This is a genomic window from Brevibacterium sp. MGP-B1, from assembly GCF_057766545.1.
The window spans coordinates 3,109,277-3,128,525 of record NZ_CM173407.1; the positions used below are offsets into that span (position 1 = coordinate 3,109,277).

At 66.4% G+C, this 19,249-nt stretch carries 14 protein-coding genes; 9 read left to right on the top strand and 5 right to left on the bottom strand.

What is annotated here, in order from left to right:
- Nucleotides 1–191: 191 nt before the first annotated feature.
- Nucleotides 192–1,688, bottom strand: a complete 1,497-nt coding sequence (gene cls, locus AC3CD9_RS14175) for a cardiolipin synthase (protein ID WP_488364539.1) — start codon at nt 1,686–1,688, stop codon at nt 192–194.
- Nucleotides 1,689–1,924: 236 nt separating this feature from the next.
- Here cls and AC3CD9_RS14180 point away from each other — a divergent pair, with 236 nt between their 5' ends.
- Entirely contained in the window at nt 1,925–2,626 is a 702-nt protein-coding gene (locus AC3CD9_RS14180; protein WP_488364540.1) for an NUDIX hydrolase, read from the top strand.
- Nucleotides 2,627–2,708: 82 nt separating this feature from the next.
- Here AC3CD9_RS14180 and AC3CD9_RS14185 read toward each other — a convergent pair whose 3' ends face one another.
- On the bottom strand, nt 2,709–3,608 hold the full coding sequence (locus AC3CD9_RS14185; RefSeq protein WP_488364542.1) for an enoyl-CoA hydratase-related protein: 900 nt from the start codon (nt 3,606–3,608) through the stop codon (nt 2,709–2,711).
- Between the two features lie 107 nt (nt 3,609–3,715).
- Nucleotides 3,716–5,062 carry an MFS transporter gene (locus AC3CD9_RS14190; protein WP_488364543.1) on the bottom strand — a complete coding sequence of 449 codons (1,347 nt, stop codon included), beginning with the start codon at nt 5,060–5,062 and terminating at the stop codon, nt 3,716–3,718.
- A 234-nt stretch (nt 5,063–5,296) separates the two neighbouring features.
- Here AC3CD9_RS14190 and AC3CD9_RS14195 point away from each other — a divergent pair, with 234 nt between their 5' ends.
- The 3 genes from AC3CD9_RS14195 to AC3CD9_RS14205 all read left to right on the top strand — a co-directional run bounded on the left by AC3CD9_RS14195 (nt 5,297) and on the right by AC3CD9_RS14205 (nt 8,183).
- Nucleotides 5,297–5,776, top strand: a complete 480-nt coding sequence (locus tag AC3CD9_RS14195; protein ID WP_488364545.1) for a TM2 domain-containing protein — start codon at nt 5,297–5,299, stop codon at nt 5,774–5,776.
- A 146-nt stretch (nt 5,777–5,922) separates the two neighbouring features.
- The gene (locus tag AC3CD9_RS14200) at nt 5,923–7,506 is read left to right on the top strand and encodes an FMN-binding glutamate synthase family protein (RefSeq protein ID WP_488364546.1); all 1,584 of its coding nucleotides are present in this window, start codon (nt 5,923–5,925) and stop codon (nt 7,504–7,506) included.
- Between the two features lie 107 nt (nt 7,507–7,613).
- On the top strand, nt 7,614–8,183 hold the full coding sequence (locus tag AC3CD9_RS14205; protein ID WP_488364547.1) for a dienelactone hydrolase family protein: 570 nt from the start codon (nt 7,614–7,616) through the stop codon (nt 8,181–8,183).
- Nucleotides 8,184–8,286: 103 nt separating this feature from the next.
- Here the strand turns inward: AC3CD9_RS14205 and AC3CD9_RS14210 are convergent, their stop codons facing one another.
- Complete coding sequence (locus tag AC3CD9_RS14210) at nt 8,287–9,090, bottom strand: 3-oxoacyl-ACP reductase (protein WP_488364549.1); 804 nt, start codon at nt 9,088–9,090, stop codon at nt 8,287–8,289.
- A gap of 379 nt (nt 9,091–9,469) precedes the next feature.
- Between AC3CD9_RS14210 and AC3CD9_RS14215 the strand changes: the two genes are divergently transcribed.
- The 4 genes from AC3CD9_RS14215 to AC3CD9_RS14230 all read left to right on the top strand — a co-directional run bounded on the left by AC3CD9_RS14215 (nt 9,470) and on the right by AC3CD9_RS14230 (nt 15,530).
- On the top strand, nt 9,470–10,495 hold the full coding sequence (locus tag AC3CD9_RS14215) for a hypothetical protein (protein ID WP_488364550.1): 1,026 nt from the start codon (nt 9,470–9,472) through the stop codon (nt 10,493–10,495).
- Nucleotides 10,496–10,619: 124 nt separating this feature from the next.
- Nucleotides 10,620–11,648, top strand: coding sequence for a 3-oxoacyl-ACP synthase III (locus AC3CD9_RS14220; protein WP_488364551.1), 1,029 nt, complete (start codon nt 10,620–10,622; stop codon nt 11,646–11,648).
- A gap of 7 nt (nt 11,649–11,655) precedes the next feature.
- On the top strand, nt 11,656–14,502 hold the full coding sequence (locus AC3CD9_RS14225; protein WP_488364552.1) for an alpha/beta fold hydrolase: 2,847 nt from the start codon (nt 11,656–11,658) through the stop codon (nt 14,500–14,502).
- Between the two features lie 62 nt (nt 14,503–14,564).
- Nucleotides 14,565–15,530 carry an NAD-dependent epimerase/dehydratase family protein gene (locus AC3CD9_RS14230; RefSeq protein ID WP_488364554.1) on the top strand — a complete coding sequence of 322 codons (966 nt, stop codon included), beginning with the start codon at nt 14,565–14,567 and terminating at the stop codon, nt 15,528–15,530.
- 61 nt (nt 15,531–15,591) lie between these two features.
- Here AC3CD9_RS14230 and AC3CD9_RS14235 read toward each other — a convergent pair whose 3' ends face one another.
- A complete protein-coding gene (locus AC3CD9_RS14235; protein ID WP_488364555.1) occupies nt 15,592–16,971 on the bottom strand; it encodes a hypothetical protein in 1,380 nt (459 codons plus the stop codon).
- Between the two features lie 122 nt (nt 16,972–17,093).
- Between AC3CD9_RS14235 and AC3CD9_RS14240 the strand changes: the two genes are divergently transcribed.
- Nucleotides 17,094–19,025: an acetate--CoA ligase gene (locus tag AC3CD9_RS14240; protein WP_488364556.1), complete on the top strand. Its 1,932-nt coding sequence runs from the start codon at nt 17,094–17,096 to the stop codon at nt 19,023–19,025.
- Nucleotides 19,026–19,249: the final 224 nt, after the last annotated feature.

Consider the following 19,249-nt stretch of genomic DNA (forward strand, 5'->3'; position numbering starts at 1 on the left):
GCCCAGAAATAGGCGTATAGCCCGGTTTTGAAACTGGGCTATACGCCTTTTTCTGTGCTGTTTGCGGATCCCACTGCTTTCGACGTCCGCGGCTTCCACCCGCTCCCACCCGCAGCGACGACGACAGCACCCCAGTTCGCGGGTACCACCGCTCCCACCGGCAGCCACGACGACAGCGTCCCCTCGCGCGCTTACAGCAGTGAGCTCGTCAGGCGGGCCACGTTCTCCAGATACTTCTTCAGCAGCGGCCGCGCCTGCCACTCCTCGGCATTGAGCTCGACGGAGTTCGGGGCGTAGTGTTCGGCTTCGAGTTCGTACATGCGCTGCGCGAACTCCTCGTTGACGATGAACATCGTGACTTCGAGGTTCATGGCAAACGACCGTTCGTCCATATTCGACGAACCGATGATCGAGACGTCGTCATCGATGATGAGGAACTTCGAATGCAGCACCGTCGGCGCGTGGTACATGAAGATCCGCACTCCGGCCCGCACCAGGTCGTCGTAGTAGGACTGCTGTGCTTTGTGAGTGAGCGAATGGTCACTCGTCTCACCGACGTAGAGGCGCACGTCGACACCCGAGCGCGCTTCGGTCGTCAGCGCGTGTAGCAGCGACTCGTCGGGCACGAAGTACGGCGAGCACACGACGATGCTCCGGTTCGCGTTGTAGATGAGGTGGTTGAACAGCCGCAGATTGTTCTCGTCTTCGAAGCCCGGCCCCGAGGGCACGACCTGGGCTTGGATCCCGCCGGATTCGGGGGCATTGAGTTCGAAGCTGTCGGGTTCGTCGAGGATCTCGTCGGTCTCCGAATACCAGTCGGTGATGAACACCGCATCGAGCTCTTCGACGACCGGCCCTCGACATTCGAGCGAGAGGTCCTTCCACTGGAAGCCCTTCCGCCGATTGCGTGCTTTGTTGTAGGAGCGATCGATGATGTTTTGGGAACCGGTGAATGCGACGTCGCCGTCGACGATGAGGATCTTGCGGTGATTGCGGAGGTCAGGCCGCTGATACTCACCCCTCCACGGCCGGATCGGCAGCGCCCGGCGCCAGCTCACTCCCGAGGAGTCGAGCCTCTTGACGAGTTCCGAATACCCGGGATAGCCGAGCGATCCGACGTGGTCGATGAGGATGCGCACACTCACACCGCGCCGGTGCGCGGCCAGGAGCGAATCAAGTAGCCGCCTCGTCGTGTCATCGATGGCGACGATGTAGAACTCGAAGTGCACGAACCGCTGTGCCCGGTCGACGGCCACGGCCATCGCATCCATGCAGGCGTGGTTGTCGACGTGGAGATCGAAGGAGTTGCCATGGGTCATCGGCAGTGCGCCGAGGTCGAAGTTGAGCTGCGCGGCGGTGCTCAGCGGTTCGGGCATATGGTCGTAGCGCCCGACGATCGCCTGGTGGCGGATCTGATCGCGGAAGAGGTCATTCATCTTCGCCTGTTTGTCTCGCCGCCGCTTCGGGAGCTTCGCCGAACCGAGCAGCAGGAACGCGGCGATGCCGACATAGGGGATGAGGAAGATCGCGAGCAGCCACCCGAGTGCGACCGACGGCTTGCGGTTGTGCGGGATCCAGCCGAGCGCGATGATGCGGATGATGAGATCGAGCAGCAGAAGGGTGATGATCACCCAATTCGGCCATGCCGAATCGATGTCGATGAACGGATAGATCCCGAAGCTGCTCATAGATCGCCTGTTCAGTCCCGCCCTTGATCGTCACCGGTTGGGTCTTGCACCTCAGGTTGAGGTTCTGCATCGCCCACCATCGTATCCTGATCGGGTTCGCGCCCGGACCGGCGCATGACCTCTGACCACGGGTATCGCCCGTCCGGGCCTGCCCACGCGACCCCGGCTCCGCCTCGGCGAGGGTGCGCGGGCATACTGGGAGGCGACGACTATTGGCAAAAGCGAAGGTGCTGAACGTGATCCGAGATATCAACCCCGAGGGTTCCGACCGTTCGGACAGGGCCGACAGCGCGAGCCGCGGTCCCGATATCACCGACCCCGAGGCGGTCCCGATCAGGCCCGCCGTCAGCGTGCTCATGCTCCGTGACGGGGACGAGGGACTCGAGGTGTTCGTCCAGCATCGTGTGTCGACGATGGATTTCGCCGCCGGCGTCGTCGTCTTCCCCGGCGGCCGCGTCGACCCCATCGACTCCACGATCGCACCGACCATCACCGTCCCCGATCCGCAGGTGCACACCTCCGCATGGTCCGATTCGACCATCGCCGAGGATGCCGAAGGGTGGCGTGTACTCCTCGCCACCGCTGTGCGCGAGGTCGAGGAGGAGACAGGTGCGGTCCTCGACCCGGCCGGGCTCAAACCGTGGGCGAACTGGGTGACCCCATTGGGTCGGCCCAAGCGCTTCGATACGTACTTCTATACGATCGCAGCCACCGAGCTCCTCGCCGCCCAGCATCAGACGACGGAGGCGCACACGAGCGAGTGGCGTTCGGTGACCGGGATTCTCGCCGATGAGGGGGCCGGACGGCTGAAGCTCATGCGCCCAACGTTCGTGCTGCTGCGTGAGCTCGCCGAGTTCTCCACCGTCGCCGAGGCGGTCAACGCCGAGAGGCTCATCGATCCCGTCCGCCCGGAGTTCCCCTCCAATCGAGGTTCTTAACCGGCCCTTCGACTGAGTTCTGCTTCCCGCTCCTGAGTCCAGCACCCCCACTGTTCGCAGCAGGACGCGGACGGCCCCGACCTCACCCTTTGGCGCGAGCCTTCATCGCGGCCAGGCGAGTAGCGACGACCTGCTTCTGCTCGTCGGTGCCCAACAGCGCGGCGAGTGCTTCCTGCTCGGCGTCGAGGCCGGTGGTGAGGTCGGAGTCATAGGACAGGTCGACGAGCCGCTTCGCCCACACCAGCGCCGACCGTGACTGGCCCGCGATCTGCCCGGCCAACTCGAGAGCACGGGCCAGAGGGTCCTCGGCGATCTCTTCGACGAGGCCGATGCGCAGAGCTTCTTCGGCACCGATCGTGTCGGCGGTGACGATGAGCTTCTTCGCCTGAGCCGGTCCCACGAGTCGCGGCAGCAGCTGGGTGCCGCACATATCGGGGATGATCCCCCAATTGAGTTCCATGAGTGAGAGCTTCGCATCGGGTCCGGCCACACGCATGTCCGCACCGAGAGCGATCTGCAGCCCGCCGCCGAGCGCCGCTCCGCGCACCGCCGCGATGACCGGAACCTCGACGAGCGACCACACGTGCACGGCCTTCTGCGCCACGGCCCGGGCCGAACCGAGCCGCTTCCCGATGTCGACTGCGGTGGCCACGGAGTCCGCCGCACCCGACTCACCGGCATCACGCTCGGCCGCTTCCTCAGCCTTCTCGGCCGCTTCCTCAGCGGATGAGCGGGTCGCGGCTCCCGCCTCGGCGATCCGGGCCATCTCGGTGAAGTCGAGTCCGGCGCTGAAGGCACGACCGCGACCGGACAGGACCACGGCCTTGACCTCGCTCGAATCCTTCAGTGCCAGACCCGCCTCGACGAGGTCTTCGAAGACCTCGCGGGTGAGAGAATTGAGCTTCTCCGCACGGTCGATCTCGACGTGGGCGACACCGTCGGTGATCGCGTAGACGGCGGTCGAGTTGGTGGTCTCGGACATGAACTGGCCTTTCGACGACGATGCCGGCGCGGAAGCCACCGGCGGATGAGCAACACGACGAAACCGCAGGCGACAGGCCGCCGACGCCGGCGAGACTGAACGAGCGATCAGCTGCGTTTCTTGAAGCCTAGCGGAGCACCGGTCAGGGTCAAGACGAAGACCACGATGAGGGAGCTCGCGCACATGGCGACGACTCCCGGCCAGGCGAAGTCGACGAAGAGGACCGCCGAGAGCCAGGCGCCGAGGCTCGTACCCAGGTAGTAGACGGTGAGGTAGATGGCCGCGGAACGGGTCGAGTCGACTCCCGGCCGGGCGGCACTCGCCGCCGCGGAAGCACCCGTATGTCCGAGGAAGAACCCGGCGGTGAGCAGCGACATGCCGATGATGATCACCACGAGCGAATCGACGAGCGTCAGCCCCGCACCGGCGAGCGCGATGACCATTCCCGCCAGGGTGATCCGAGTGCGTGAGTACTTCGTGGCCAGACGGCCGTAATACGTGGTCACGACGGTGCCGACGAGGTAGATGAGGAAGAACAGCGCGACCGCGCCCTCGCTCAGGTGCCACGGATCCTGCTGCAGGCGGGTGCCGAGCATCGTGAACGATCCGCCGAAGACGATCATGCACAGGAACCCGGTGAGGTAGATCCGCCACAGACCTCCGCGCAGCGGAATCGCTCGCCGAGGCGGCTGCGCGCTCCCAGCCCCACCGTCGTCGGCGGCGTCGACGGCAGAGTTGGCATCGTCGTCGACGGACCCATCGGCGGCGTCACCTGCGGTGACAGCGTCAGGGTCGGCCGCCTCGGCGAGGGTGGGATTCATGTCGGACGGAGCGGAGTCGTCCGTGTCGAGGACGGCCCGGCTGCGGGCGGTGGAGAAGAGATCGTGGCGCAGCAGCCAGACGACGATGAGCCCGAAGACCAGTGACACGGCCGCAGTGAACGCAAGCCCGCCGTGCCAGCCGAGGAATTCCGATGCCAGCCCGGTGAGCAGCCTCGAGCAGAGCCCGCCGATCGTGTTTCCGGCGATGTAGACCCCGATCGCTCCGGGCAGCGCGGCCGGCGGCAGACGCAAAGAGAGATAGGCCATGGCCGTGGCCGGCACCGAGGCGATCGCCAGGCCCTGGAGGAACCGGACGACGATGAGCAGCTCCGGGGTCGGAGTGAAGGGAAGGACGAGCGCGAGGATCGACGCGACGATCACTCCCGCACCGATCTGGCGGGCATGGCCGATGCGCGGGGCGAGCATGGAGAACGGAATGAGGAAGCAGGCCATGGCCACGTTCGTCGCGGACACAGTCAGGCTTGCGGTCGGACCGTCGATTCCGTAGGCGTCCCGGATCGCCGGCAGCAGACCCTGGGTCTCGTAGAGGACGAGGAAGACGGAGACTCCCGCGAGGAAGACCGCCGCTACGGTACGCCGAGTGCTCGTCGGACTCGGCTCACCTGTGCTCATGAGTCCTACGCTATGCCTCCGATAAGCGCGGCTCAAACGATTCCGGGACCTCGACCGTGTGAGTCCGGACACCGCGGGTGGCTGTGGGCGTGCGGCGCCGGTGTGCCCCCGCGTGTACCTGCGCGATCGCAAGGCACCGCGGGGATGTGGAGGATAACCCCATCGTCGAGGCGGCCCTGCGACTTCTAGGCTGAAGACCAGAAGTTCGACGAGCAGTGAATGGACGTGCCAGCGATGACGGCGACCAGCGAGATTCCCGCACTCAGCGCAGACCCCGCGAACCGCCCTGCCGTGCCCTCTGACTCGCCCATTGCTCCACAGAACCCAGCAGCGCCCTCCCCCGGTGTCACCACCTCGTCCCTGGAATCCCTGGCCCCGCCCGAAAGCCAGCCCGCGGACGTGCCCGGCAACCGCTCCTTCGTCATCACCTGGCTGCTGTCGATGCTCTTCGGGGTCCTCGGTCTTGATCGTTTCTACACCGGCCGATACCTCACGGGCGCGCTCAAGCTGCTCAGCCTCGGCGGATTGGGGATCTGGTGGCTCATCGATCTCGGCATCGTCCTCGCCGGCGGCCTGCGCTATCGGCGGGAGCCGCTGCGCGGTTACGCGCAGGACAAGGAGATCGCGTGGATCGCCACCGGATTCACCCTCATCGTCGCCTATTCGATGCAGGTCGACGAGCTCGTGACAACGCTGCTCAGCGGTCTCTTCTGAGACGATTCAGCCTCCGGTTCTGACGCATCTCGGCAGCTTGTTCTGAGACGGTTCGCCGTCATTTCACGACAGTCTCAGGTCTGCCTTTCCTGAAAACTGCACGTTCTCGGTCTAGGCTCGAGATCAGGACAGTTCAAGGAGGCACAATGAAACGGCAATTCCCCATTGTCCGGATGGTCACCGGCGAATCGGCAGGCAAGCAGATCGCCGGAGCGGCGGCGGCCGCCTCGGCGCTCGGACTCGGCGCACTCGCCGCATGGGATCTCACGCAGAAGAAGCACTCGATCCTGCGCAACTATCCGATCGCCGGGCACGCCCGGTTCCTGTTGGAGTCGATCCGACCGGAGATCCAGCAGTATTTCATCGAACGCAACTGGGACGGGCGCCCGTTCAATCGCGACACCCGCACCACCATCTACGAACGAGCCAAAGGCACTCACTCCGAACACGCGTTCGGCACCGAGCACGATGTCGACCGAGCCGGCTACGAGGCGCTCATGCACTCGAACATGCCGATCCCCAATCCGCCCAGGCCACCGCGCGTGCGCATCGGCGGGGACGAATGCACTCAGCCCTACGACATATCGCTGCTCAACGTCTCGGCGATGAGCTTCGGCTCGCTGAGCAACAACGCCATCCGAGCCCTGAACAAGGGTGCGGCGCTGGGCGGATTCGCCCACGACACCGGTGAGGGATCGATCTCGCCGTATCACCGTGAGCACGGCGGCGACCTCATCTGGGAGCTCGGCACCGGATACTTCGGCGCCCGCAGCGAAAACGGCAGATTCGATCCCAAGACCTTCGCCGAGAAGGCGCAGGACCCGCAGGTGAAGATGGTCTCGCTCAAGCTCTCCCAGGGTGCGAAGCCGGGCATCGGCGGCGTGCTGCCCGGGCCGAAGGTCACCGAGGAGATCTCCGAGATCCGCGGCATCCCCGTCGGCCAGACCTGCATCAGCCCTCCCGGGCACAGCGTGTTCTCGACCCCGATCGAGCTGCTCGAATTCATCCGGCAGATGCGTGAGCTCTCCGGCGGCAAACCCGCCGGATTCAAGCTGTGCATCGGCTCGCGCACGGAGTTCCTCTCGATCGTCAAGGCCATGGTGGAGACCCAGATCCTGCCGGACTTCATTATCGTCGACGGCTCCGAGGGCGGCACCGGTGCGGCACCGTTGGAGTTCGAGGACAATGTCGGTCTGCCTCTGACCCAGGGGCTGATGATCGTCCACAACGCGCTCGTCGGCGCAGGCCTGCGGAAGAAGATCAAGGTCGGCGCCTCGGGCAAGATCGCCACCGGCACCGACATCGTCAAACGCCTCATCCAGGGTGCCGACTTCACGAACTCGGCCCGAGCGATGATGATGGCCGTCGGCTGCATCCAGGCCCAGGTCTGCCACACGGGCAAATGCCCCGTCGGCGTCGCCACACAGGATCCGAGGCGAGCGCGCGCCATCGACGTGCCCACCAAGGCCGAACGTGTGCGCAACTACCACGACGGAGTCGTCGCCGAGGCGGTCCGCCTCATGGCATCGATGGGTGCGGCCGCACCGGACGAGCTGGAGCCCACGATGCTGCGACGCAATGTCTCGGCCTCCGAATCCTGGTCCTATGCTCGCCTCTACGACTGGCTGAAGCCCGGCGAACTCCTTGATGACACCCCCTCGGAGTGGGCCGACGACTGGGCCACGGCCCGCGCGGACACCTTCACCATCCCCCGCGGACACAGCCGCTGAGCCGCCGAGGCGGTCGCTCGGCGCCGACCGAATGGTCGGCACCGGCCGCCTGATCTGTTCCGGAGCCGACCACCTGATCGGCCCGTCATCTCTCGAAAGGATCGCCTATGACCACCCTTGTCCTTCTCCACTCGGCATTGGGGCGGACGTCCGGGATGGATGCCATCGCCGAACGCTTCGCCCTGGCCGGACATGCCGTCCACACTCCCGACGTCTACGCGGGCAGGACCTTCGACGACGCAGCATCGGGAGTCGCTCACTCCCAGGAGGTCGGGTTCTCGACCCTCGTCGATCGGGTGAAGGACGCCTGCGAGGACCTCGGCGACGATCTCGTCTTCGGCGGATTCTCACTCGGAGCCGCGCTCGCTCAGCAGATGGGCAAGAACGATCCGCGCGCCCGCGGCGTCCTGCTCTTCCACGGCGGCGGCTTCCCGAAGCCGACGCGCTGGCAGGCCGGGGTTCCGGTGCAGGCTCATTTCGCCGTCGATGACTCCTGGCGCAGCCCGGGAACGATCGAGACGCTCATGGAGTCTGCGACGAAGGCGGGTGCGCAGGCGGAGTACTTCCTCTACCCGGGCAGCACCCACCTGTTCAGCGACCCGACCACCCCGGACTACCGCGAAGACAGCGCAGAACTGCTCTACGAACGGGCTTTGGCTTTCCTCGACCGGTTCTGAAATCCATTCCCCGACTCCGGGGCCACCCTTGCACGCAGGCCATCGGTTGCCCAGCCTCGTCGACGCTGGCGGGCGCGGCCCGCCCATGTCACGGTCGGCCGCCTCACCCCATGACGAGGCCGTTGTCGACGATGAGGTTCTGGCCGGTCACCGCACGCGAAGCGGGAGAGGCGAAGAACACCACCGCCGAGGCGAAGTCCTCCGGAGTCGTCACCCGTCGCAGCGCACTGGCGGCGGCGATCTGGTCGAAGACCTCTTCGGGCGTCGCCGAGGATGCATCGGTGGTGCGCAGCAATCCGCCGGAGACCATGTTCACCCGCACCCCGGCCGGGCCGAGATCCTTCGCGAACGTCCTGGTCAGCGACAGCAGCGCCGCCTTGCCTGCTGTGTAGTCGTGGTACGGCACGACCGGGTCCTGGAACAGGTTGGTGCCGATGTTGATGACGCGACCGGAACCGAGCTCACGGAAACCGTGCATCGCGGCTTGGATCGTGTTGACCGCGCCCTCGACCGAACCGCGGAACTGATCGGCGAAGTCCGAATAGTCGATCTCGTCGGCCGGTTGGCGCTCATCTCCGTTGAACGAGAAGTCTGCGAGAGCGTTGTTGACCACAGTGGATACGGGAGTACCGAACTCGGCGGCCGCGGTTTCGAACATGGCGTCGACGGCGCGGGAGTCCGTGACATCGGCCTCGATGGCCACTGCACGTCCACCGCGAGCGCGGACCGCCTCGGCGAGCTCATCCGCGGTCTCGGCAGAGTACCGGTAGTTGATGACCAGCGCCGCACCTTCCGGAGCGAAGGCCTTCGCGATCGCAGCGCCCAGGCCGCGCCCGGATCCGGTGACGAGCACGACCTGCTCATCGAGAGGCAGGGCCTCGGAGGTGAATGCCTGTGGGTTGCTCATCGCGTGTCTCCTTCGGACGTCGGTGGGCGGATCCTGACCCCACCATACCCAGGAACCGCCAGCACCGAGGCCGAGCGCCGCGAGACGGTCTGCAGCGCGACAGATGTTGGGTCGATCCACGGTGATGTCGCGGCTCAGAACACCGTGGATCGACCCAACAATCGCGCGGTGGCCGTGTCCGCACCCAACTCAGGCAGGAGCGGACCGCCGGAACGATTTCCTGGTCGATCCAGATCGTTTTCGACGTCCAGAACACCGTGGATCGACCAGCAAATCGCTCCGAACCGCGCGCACATGGGCCACGGAACGTGCTCTGAGCGGCATGAGTCCATAGACTGAAAAGAAGACCACCATTGTCCATCCCCAGGAAGTCACCCTTATGAACGAGCTCGGCGCCGGCATCTCCATCGGAGTCCTCGCGGCTCTCGTCGTCTTCGTCATCTACTTCATCGGAGCGAAGCTCGGACGATGGCAGCCCAGGAACTCCGCCAGTGGAGGCGGCGCCCAGGGCGGCTACCCGCAGACTCAGTACGGTCAGAACCCCTACGGCCAGCCCGGCTACAACCAGTCCGGTCGCCAGTGGAGCAGCGAGGACGAGACCCGCGTTCTTCCCAACAACGCGCAAGGCTACAACGCACAGGGCTACGACGACGACGCCGATCTACCGCGGGCGACGAAGAACGAACTCGCCGCCAACGTCCAGCACTCCGGCCAGATGATCGAGGCCAACCGGCGGGCAGCCACCGCGGCCAACGGCGACACCGTCGCAGTGTTCACCTACATCCTCGGCGCCGCTCTCATCGCCGTCGTCGCCTTCGTGTTCTTCAACAACCTGCTGCTGCCGGCCACCATCGGCGCGCTGACGGGCGCGATCATCTGCGTGGCGCTGTCGGCGACCTACACGATCAAGCACCTGGACTTCTGGCCGGACAATGCGACGATCTCGATCATCAACCTGCTCGTCGCCCTGGCCGCGTCGATCTTCATGTACATCGGGTCCGTGCAGACGGTGCGCGACAACATCAGCCTGTCCACGATCACCGACTCGTTCGACGCCCTGCCCTTCGGCGACGGCTTCTCCGCCTTCGCCGTGGCCATCGGCGACCGGGTGGTGACGTTCTTCAAGGACTTCGGCTTCTTCGGCTTCGTGTTCCTGCTGTTCATGGGCATCGGCTGCATCATCGTCTTCACCCTCGCCGCGAAGTCGCTCGTCGACGTCATGGACTGGCGGATCTTCGCCCAGTTCGGCCACAACGTCACCGATCGTCCCATGTCGTATTCGCGTGCCGTGCGCTTCCAGACGTCGAAGGTCTCACACACTGTGACCTCGCTCGTTCTCGCCGTCATCGCTGTGCTCGCCGCCACAGGATTGCTCTATGACGGCTTCACCTGGTTCACACGCTGATGAACATCTCAGAAACCGGGCGGTAAGATAGGTCCGGAATTCCCCCGTCGTGACGCGTCACGCGCGCGCCTCTGCGGCCGATATCGACACCGACGAACGACCCGAAAAGGGATGAGTACTTCAATTGGCGAATGGCAACGCAACATTTCGGCACTCGAACGTGGCCCTGCTCGGCCTGACCGAGACCCTGGCCCCGAACGAAGTGACCTCGCAGGAATTCGACGAGCGCCTCGCCGATACGCTGTCATCCCTCAACCTGCCGCAGGGTCTGCTCCAACGCGTCGCCGGTGTGTACGCCCGCCGCAACTGGGATGAGCCCCACCAGTTCGCCGATGGTGCGATCACGGCCGGAAAGAAGGCCCTCGCCGAGGCGGGGGTCCCTCCCGACGCCATCGGACTGATGGTCAACACCTCCGTGACCCGCGAACACCTGGAACCGTCTGTGGCCGTCGGCGTCCACGCCGGCATCGGACTCGGCCCCCAGGCGATGAACTTCGACATCGCCAACGCCTGCCTCGGATTCGTCAACGGAATGACCCTGGCCGCGAACATGATCGACGCCGGGCAGATCGAATACGCCCTCATCGTCGCCGGCGAAGACGCCTCCCGTGTTCAGGAGGCGACGCTGCGTCGCCTCAACCGTCCGGGCATCACCCGCGAGGAATACCTCAACGAATTCGCGTCTCTGACCCTGGGCTCCGGCGCTGCCGCCGCCGTCCTCGGCCCTGCCGACAAACATCCGGAGGGCCACCGCATCCTCGGCGGCATCACCCGTGCGGCCACCCAGCATCACGAGCTGTGCGTCGGCGACCACAACGGAATGTTCACCGACACGAAGGGCCTGCTCTCCGGCGGCATGGAACTCGTCGTCGCTGCGTGGGAGGAAGCCCACGAGACCGGTTGGGACTGGCGGGAGATGGACCGCTACGTCATGCACCAGGTCTCCGATGTGCACACGAATTCGATCACGAAGGCCGCGAACCTCGACCCCGACCGGATCCCCGTGAGCTATCCGGAGCTGGGCAACGTCGGCCCCGCCTCCCTGCCCATCACCCTGTCCCGTGAGGCCGAGAACCTCAAACCCGGCGACCGCATCCTGTGCATGGGCGTCGGCTCCGGCCTCAACACCGCCATGACCGAGATCGAGTGGTAGAGACTTCATGAGATTTCCTGCACGGCCGGCCACGACTCCCCCGCAGCTGCCCGAGTGGGACCCCGCCTGGTCCCGAATCGTCGAGGCGGAAACCTCCGACGGGATCCATGCGTTCCATGTGCTCGACACGCTGTCCGCCCTGACCGCCGCCGGGGTGGAGCCGGCGGGCACGATCGTCGCCCTCCACGGCAACCCGACCTGGTCGTATCTGTGGCGCAGGCTGGCACAGGCCACCGTTGATGCCGCACAGAACGGCGGCCGCGCCTGGCGGCTCATCGCCCCCGACCAGCTCGAGATGGGCTTCTCCGAACGGCTCGCCCACGCGTCGATGCCGACCCCGAAGTCTGATGAGGTGCGCCGCATCGCCGATCGCATCAACGATTTCGATGCGGTCGTCTCAAACCTGTTCGCCGAGGTGGCCGCCACCGGATCCGCCACCCACCCGATCGTGACGATCGGTCACGACTGGGGCGGAGTCCTCTCACTCGGCTGGGCTGCCCGGAACACCGACCGGGTGTCCGCGGCCATCAGCCTCAACACGGCCGTCCACCAGCCCGAGGACGCCCCGGTGCCCGCACCGCTGCGCGCGACCCTGGCCGGGCCCATGCTGCCGACGGCCACCGTTCTCACCGACTGGTTCCTGCGCGTGACCCTGGGCCTCGGTGACCTCGATGCCGAGACCAAGGACGCATTCCACGCCCCGTACCGGCGGGCAGAGGACCGGTGGGCGATCGGCAACTTCGTCGCCGATATCCCCGTCGATGACACTCATGCCTCCGATCCCGAGCTCCAGCGCATCGGCCGGGACATCGCTGCTTTCGACAAGTCGGCCCTGCTCGTCTGGGGCCCGAAGGATCCGGTGTTCCTCGAACGCTACCTGCGGGACCTGCGCCAGCGCCTGCCGCAGGCCGATGTGCACCGGTTCGAAACGGCCTCCCACCTCGTCAGCGAAGACCACGATGTCCCCGGTCTCGTCCTCGACTGGCTCGATGCGCAGTTCGATGCGCCCGACGCTGCGAACACCCCCACCGAGGCGGCCCCCGCGAAAGGATCGTCCGGGCGGAAGGGCACGGCCGCCTCGGCGAGAGGATCGGTCCCTGCCGCCGGCTCAGCGTCCGAGCGGTCGGGAACGCCCTCCTCTGCGAGCGGATCGACGTCCGATGTCGCGGACGACTCCGCCACCGGCAACGGATCCGCGGCGGTCCGCGCGGTGACGGCGATCCTCGATGCCCGCCGTGACGACGAGGCGATCGCCTCGGTCGACTTCGCGCAGAATCCGGCGCAGCAGATCACGTGGCGCCATCTGTGGCACGTCACCACGTCGATCGCGAACGGGTTGCTCGACCTCGGGGTGAAGCCCGGGGACCGGGTGTCCATGCTTGTGCCTCCGGGCAACAATCTCACCGCCGCTCTCTATGCGTGCCTGAAGATCGGTGCGGTCGCCGTCGTCGCCGATGCCGGACTCGGCCCGAAGGGAATGACCAGGGCGATCACCTCGGCCGATCCGCAGTGGATCATCGGCGAGCTGCCCGGACTCGCTCTGGCCCGCGCCTTCGGCTGGCCCGGCCGGCGGATCTCCGTGCGTCCGCTCGGACCCGTGCGCTCGCGCGTGTTCAAGGCAGAGACGAGCCTGACCGAACTCTCCCGCACCCCGCACCGGGCCGAGCTGCCGGCCCCGTCACCGGATGCCGACGCGGCGATCCTCTTCACCTCCGGGTCGACGGGACCGGCGAAGGGCGTGCGCTATACGCATGCGGACATCTCCGCGCTGGCGGCCGTGCTGACCAGGACCTTCAACGTCACCGAAGGCACCGGACTGGTGGCTGGGTTCCCACCGTTCGCCCTGTTGGGACCGGCCATCGGAGCCACCTCGGTGACACCGGACATGTCGGTGACGAAACCGAAGACGCTCACGGCCACTGCGATCGCCGATGCGATCATCGCCGGACGGGCCACCATGGTCTTCGCCTCCCCGGCCGCATACACGAATGTCGCCGCGACCGCCGGCGAGCTCGACGAGCAGCAGCGGGAAGCGTGCGCCGGGGTCGAACTCGTGCTCTCGGCGGGTGCGCCCGTGCCGCTGGAGCTTATGGATGCCATTGCCGAGGTATTCCCGAACGCGTCCATCCACTCCCCCTATGGCATGACCGAGGGGCTCCTGCTCACCGACATCGACCGTGACGGCGTGGCCGCCGCCGATGCCACCGGTGGTCTCGGGGTCTGCGTGGGGCAGCCGATCGACGGCGTCGAACTCGCTCTGGCCCCCATCGATGAGTCGGGACGTTCGGCCGGTGAGCTGCTGCAGGGCGCGGCCGCGCAGGGCCGCCTCGGCGAATTCGTCGTCAGTGCCGCCCACATCAAGTCCGGCTACGACAATCTGTGGCACACGACTGCGGATTCGGCGCGTGATGATCTGCACGGTCTGACCTGGCATCGGACGAACGATATCGGCCACATCGATGAGAACGGTCGCGTGTGGCTCGAGGGACGTCTGCAGCATGTTGTCACGACCCCGCGCGGACCGGTCGGGCCCGGAGGCCTTGAAGCGCTCATCGACGCCGATGCCCAGGTCAGCCGCAGCTCCGTCGTCGGCATCGGTCCCGTCGGCACCCAGGCGCTTGTGGCCGTGCTCGATGCCGAGTGCACCTCGCTGTCTCCCGGTCTCGCACCCTTGGATCTGACAGCACGCCTGCGGGAGAAGGTCGCCGAGGCGGTCGGTCATGATCTGACCGCGGTGCTCGTGGCACCCGAGTTCCCCACCGACATCCGCCACAATTCGAAGATCGACCGCTCCCGCCTCGCCGCCTGGGCCGGCAGCGTCCTGGCCGGTGGGCCGGTGCGGGGAAGCGTCTAGAGGCATCGCCGATATCTGCGCCACCCCCGAATCTGCGTCGTCCCCGTTCACGAGGAGCTGAAGTGAGAATCACCGTCACCGGAGCCTCCGGGCTGCTCGGTTCGTCCGTCGCGCGTGCGCTCGTCACCGCCGGTCACGAGGTCACCACTCTGCAGCGTCGCCCCTCAGGGGTCGACGGCGCCGTCGATGTCATCGGTTCGGTAACCGATGCGGCTGCCGTCGATCAGGCCGCCACCGGCGCCGAGGCGGTCGTGCACTTGGCCGCGAAGGTGTCCATGATGGGTGATCCCAAGGATTTCGAGGCCGTGAACATCGGCGGCACTCGCACACTCGTCGATGCGGCACGGGCCGCCGGCGTGCAGCGGCTGGTCCATATCTCGTCGCCGTCGGTGGCACATACCGGTGAGTCGATCATCGGCGACGGTGCCGAACCGGCGTCTCCGGAGTCTGCGCGCGGCGAGTATGCGCGGACGAAGGGCGCCGGTGAGCGGATTGCTCTGGGCGCGGACTCGTCCGACTTCCGGGTGCTCGTCCTGCGTCCGCACCTCATGTGGGGTCCGGGTGATACCCAGCTCACTGAACGGGTCATCGACCGTGCCCGATCGGGGCGGATGCCGGTGCTCGGTTCGGGAGCGGCGCTGGTCGACACCCTGTTCGTCGACAATGCAGTGGAGGCGATCGTCGCGGCGGTGACTGCAGTCGATTCCACCCATGGTGAGGCGTTGGTGGTGACGAACGGTCAGCCTCGGCCGATCGGTGAGCTGATGTCACGCATCGCGATCGCCGGCGGTGCGGCGGAGCCGAAGCTGCGCATTCCGGTGGCACCGGCGCTGGCAGCAGGGTCTGTGGTCGAAAAGGTGTGGGAGTTCGGAGAGCATGACGACGAACCGCCGTTGACGAGGTTCCTCGCCGAACAGCTGTCGACCGCGCATTGGTTCGATCAGCGGCGGACGCAGGAAGTCCTCGGGTGGACTCCCCGCGTCAGCATCGAAGAGGGCCTGCAGATCCTCGCCGCACACTACGCCTGAGGGTTTGCTCGCCTGAGGGGCCGTTGACCTGAGGGTGTGTCTGCCCGAAGGCGACGCCGGCTCAGAGCCGGTACTGGTTGTTCTCCTCGGCCGACGGTTCCTCGCGTTCAGGAGCCTGGGCTTCCTCGGTTTCGTCTTCGGCAGGCTCTCCTTCGGCCGAGTCCGCGGACTCCTCGACCTCGTCCGGCATCTTGCCGGAGAGCGCATCGGCCGACATTCCGGGTTCACCGGTCGGCGGTGCCTCGAGCGAGGAGCCGCTGGCGGATTCGTCGAATTCCTCGGGGTCGAGCGTCGCCGGGTCTTCGGCAGGTCCCTCGAGTTCGGGGTCGGACGCCGAGGCGGATCCGCTGTCACTGACATCGTCCTTGTTCAGCGACGGAGCTGCGGACATGGTCTCGTTCGTCGTATCCGCGACCTGTGGCGCAGCCGTATCTGCAGCCTGTGGCGCGGCGGCGGGCTGAGCAGGGAACGACGGCGGCATCGGCGGAGGCGGGGGCAGTTGGGACGATTCCCCTGACTGCTCGGCCGGCTTCCCAGCGGGTCGCGTGGGTGCAACGTCAGCAGCGCCGGTGTCTCCGGATTCGGTCTCACCGACGCGGGTGCCGGCCGCTTCGGTTTCTCCGGCGTGAGCGTTGGCGGCTTCGGAGCCGCCGAACGGTGCGGATGACGGTGGCTGCGCGGAAGCGACGGGTGCTGCCGGCTGTGCGGGCTTCACGACCACTGCGGGCTTCGCAGCATCGGCGGGGCGTTCCTCATCTTTCGAAGCCTCGTCGCCTTCGGTTCCGTCAGATTCCAGGGACGAGTCCGTCTCGCTGTTCTGCTCAGCTGCGTGCTCGGCCGCGTCGGTCTCAGGCGCTTTCGACCCGGCGGTCGTCGCCTCATCCGGCGCAGCGGTCGCCGCGCCGTCGGCAGCAGCGCTGGTCTCAGCAGTTTCCTCGCCCTCGGTCTTCGCCGCGGCCTCGGCTGCGTCCGAACCCTCAGCTGTCGCACTGTCAGCGGACTCGCTCACAGTGGGAACCGCCTCGGTGGGTGTCGCCTGAGCCGATGCACCCTCGGCGGAAGCCCCCTCGGTGGAAGCCTCCTCGGCTGACCCATCGGCCGAGGCCGCTTCGGACGATCGGGCGGTCGACCCCGGCAGGGCACCGTCGATGCCTTCGAGGCTCACTCCCGCCTCGGCGGCGAGTCGGGCACGTCGTTCGGCACGGGCCTTCGTCCGCTCGTCTTCGCTCTTCTGCGCCTTCGCCTTGGCCTTCGCCGATTCGCCCTTCGGCTGGGTCGGGCGCACGGCCTCCCAGATGAGCAGGACGACGAGCATTGTCAGCCCGACGATGACGCCCATGAGGATCGAACCCCACGGTCGCGCCATCGCGAAGAAGTCGAAGATGGCGTTCAGACCGAACATGACGGCGAGGCCGAGGATCAGTGCAACCAGGAATCTCATATCCCCATTGTGCCCTCTCCTGGTCCGAGTGCAGGGAAATGGGTCCACTTTCGTGCCGGTGGCGATCCCCGAGGATGTGCCCCACCTCGGCATATAACTGTGCCATGCGTCACAATGGGAACATGAACACCACCACCGAGAACTCCGCAGAAAGCTACGAAGGCATCGTGGCCCGCATCGCCGAGGACGCGCACGGCTTCTGGCTCGAGCAGGCCAAGAACCACATCGACTGGGTCACCGAACCGACGAAGGCCGTCGACGATTCGAATGCGCCGATCTATCGCTGGTTCCCCGACGGCGAGCTCAACGTCTGCTACAACGCGCTCGACCGACATGTCGCGAACGGCCGCGGCGACCAGGCCGCCATCATCTACGATTCGCCGGTCACCGACACCGTCCGTTCGATCACTTACGCCGAGCTTCTCGACGAGGTCTCCCGCTTCGCTCGGGCTCTGGCCGACCGAGGGGTGACCAAGGGCGATCGCGTCGTCATCTACATGCCGATGATCCCCGAGGCGGCCGTGGCCATGCTCGCGTGCGCCCGCCTCGGCGCGATCCACTCGGTCGTCTTCGGCGGCTTCGCTCCGAACGAGCTGGCCGTGCGCATCGACGACACCGCCCCGAAAGCCGTCATCTCCACTTCCTGCGGAGTCGAGAAGAGCCGAGTCCTCGAATACAAGCCGATGCTCGATGAGGCCATCGAGATCGCTGAGAACAAACCTGACTTCACCGTCATCGTCCAGCGCGACGAACATCGCTGCGAACTCGGCGAGAACGACCTCGACTACGCCGAACTGCTCGCCCAGACGCCCGAGGGCATCGACCCGGTGACCGTGAAAGCCACCGACGAGCTCTACGTCCTCTACACCTCGGGCACCACCGGCAAACCGAAGGGAATCGTCCGCGACTCCGGCGGATATGCGGTGGCCGGAGCCTTCTCAATGCCGACCGTCTTCGGCCTCCACCCGGGCGACACGATGTTCACAGCCTCCGACGTCGGGTGGGTCGTCGGGCACACATACATCATCTACGCACCCCTGCTGGCCGGCGTCACCTCGGTGCTCTATGAGGGCAAACCCGTGGGCACACCCGATGCCGGGGCCTTCTTCCGCGCCATCGAGCAGCACAAGGTCAACGTCCATTTCACCGCCCCGACCGCCATGCGCGTGGTGCGCAAGGAGGACCCGAACGGCGAGCTGATGAAGAAGTACGATCTGTCGAGTCTGCGCGCGGAGTTCCTCGCCGGCGAGCGCCTCGATCCCGACACGTATGAGTGGACGACGAAGATCCTCGCCGAGGCGACCGGACGCGACGTCCCTGTCGTCGACAATTGGTGGCAGACGGAGACCGGCTGGCCGATCACGGCGAATCCCCTGGGCCTGACTCGGTTCCCGCTCAAGGCGGGGTCCTCGACGAAGCCGACTCCCGGCTTCCACGTCGAGGTCGTCGACCCCGGCGGTCAGCCCGTTCCGTCCGGGGAGGAAGGACTCATCGTCATCCGGCTGCCGCTGCCTCCGGGCACCATGGCCACGGTGTGGGGTGACGACGAGCGGTTCATCTCCTCCTACCTCGCCGCCTTCGACGGCTATTACCTCACCGGCGATTCCGGCTATCTCGATGAGGATGGATACGTCTTCGTCATGGGTCGCACCGACGATGTCATCAACGTCGCCGGCCACCGCCTGTCCACCGGCATCATCGAGGCGGTCGTCGCCTCCCACCCGGCCGTGGCCGAGGCCGCTGTCATCGGCGTCCACGATGACATGAAGGGGCAGATCCCACGTGCGCTGGTCGTGCTCGGGGATTCCGCCGAGGCGGCCGATCCGGACACTGTCATCGACGAACTCGTGGCGCTCGTCCGCAAAGAGATCGGGCCGGTCGCCGCGTTCAAACGTGTCGACATCGTCGCGGGTCTGCCGAAGACCCGATCGGGCAAGATCCTGCGCAAGACGATGCGGCAGATCGCCGATGGCGTCGACGACCCGGCAGTGCCGTCGACGATCGAGGATCGCAGCGTGCTCGATGATCTCGGGACGGTGCTCTCGCGCAGCTGAGCGGTCAGCGGCCCGCACTGTCGCGTGATCGCTGCGCCCGCGGCGATGTCGTGGACACGCAAGCGCACCACGCCGGGAGTCTCGGCGCACAGACGCAGACGCGATCCGGTGCGAACCGTGGAGGTGCGCACCGGATCGCGTCGATGGTTCACGGTGCCGTTCTGTTGATGGACAGCGCGGGTGTGCGGGCCGGCATCGCGTTCTCGGGTGGTCGGGAGAGTGTC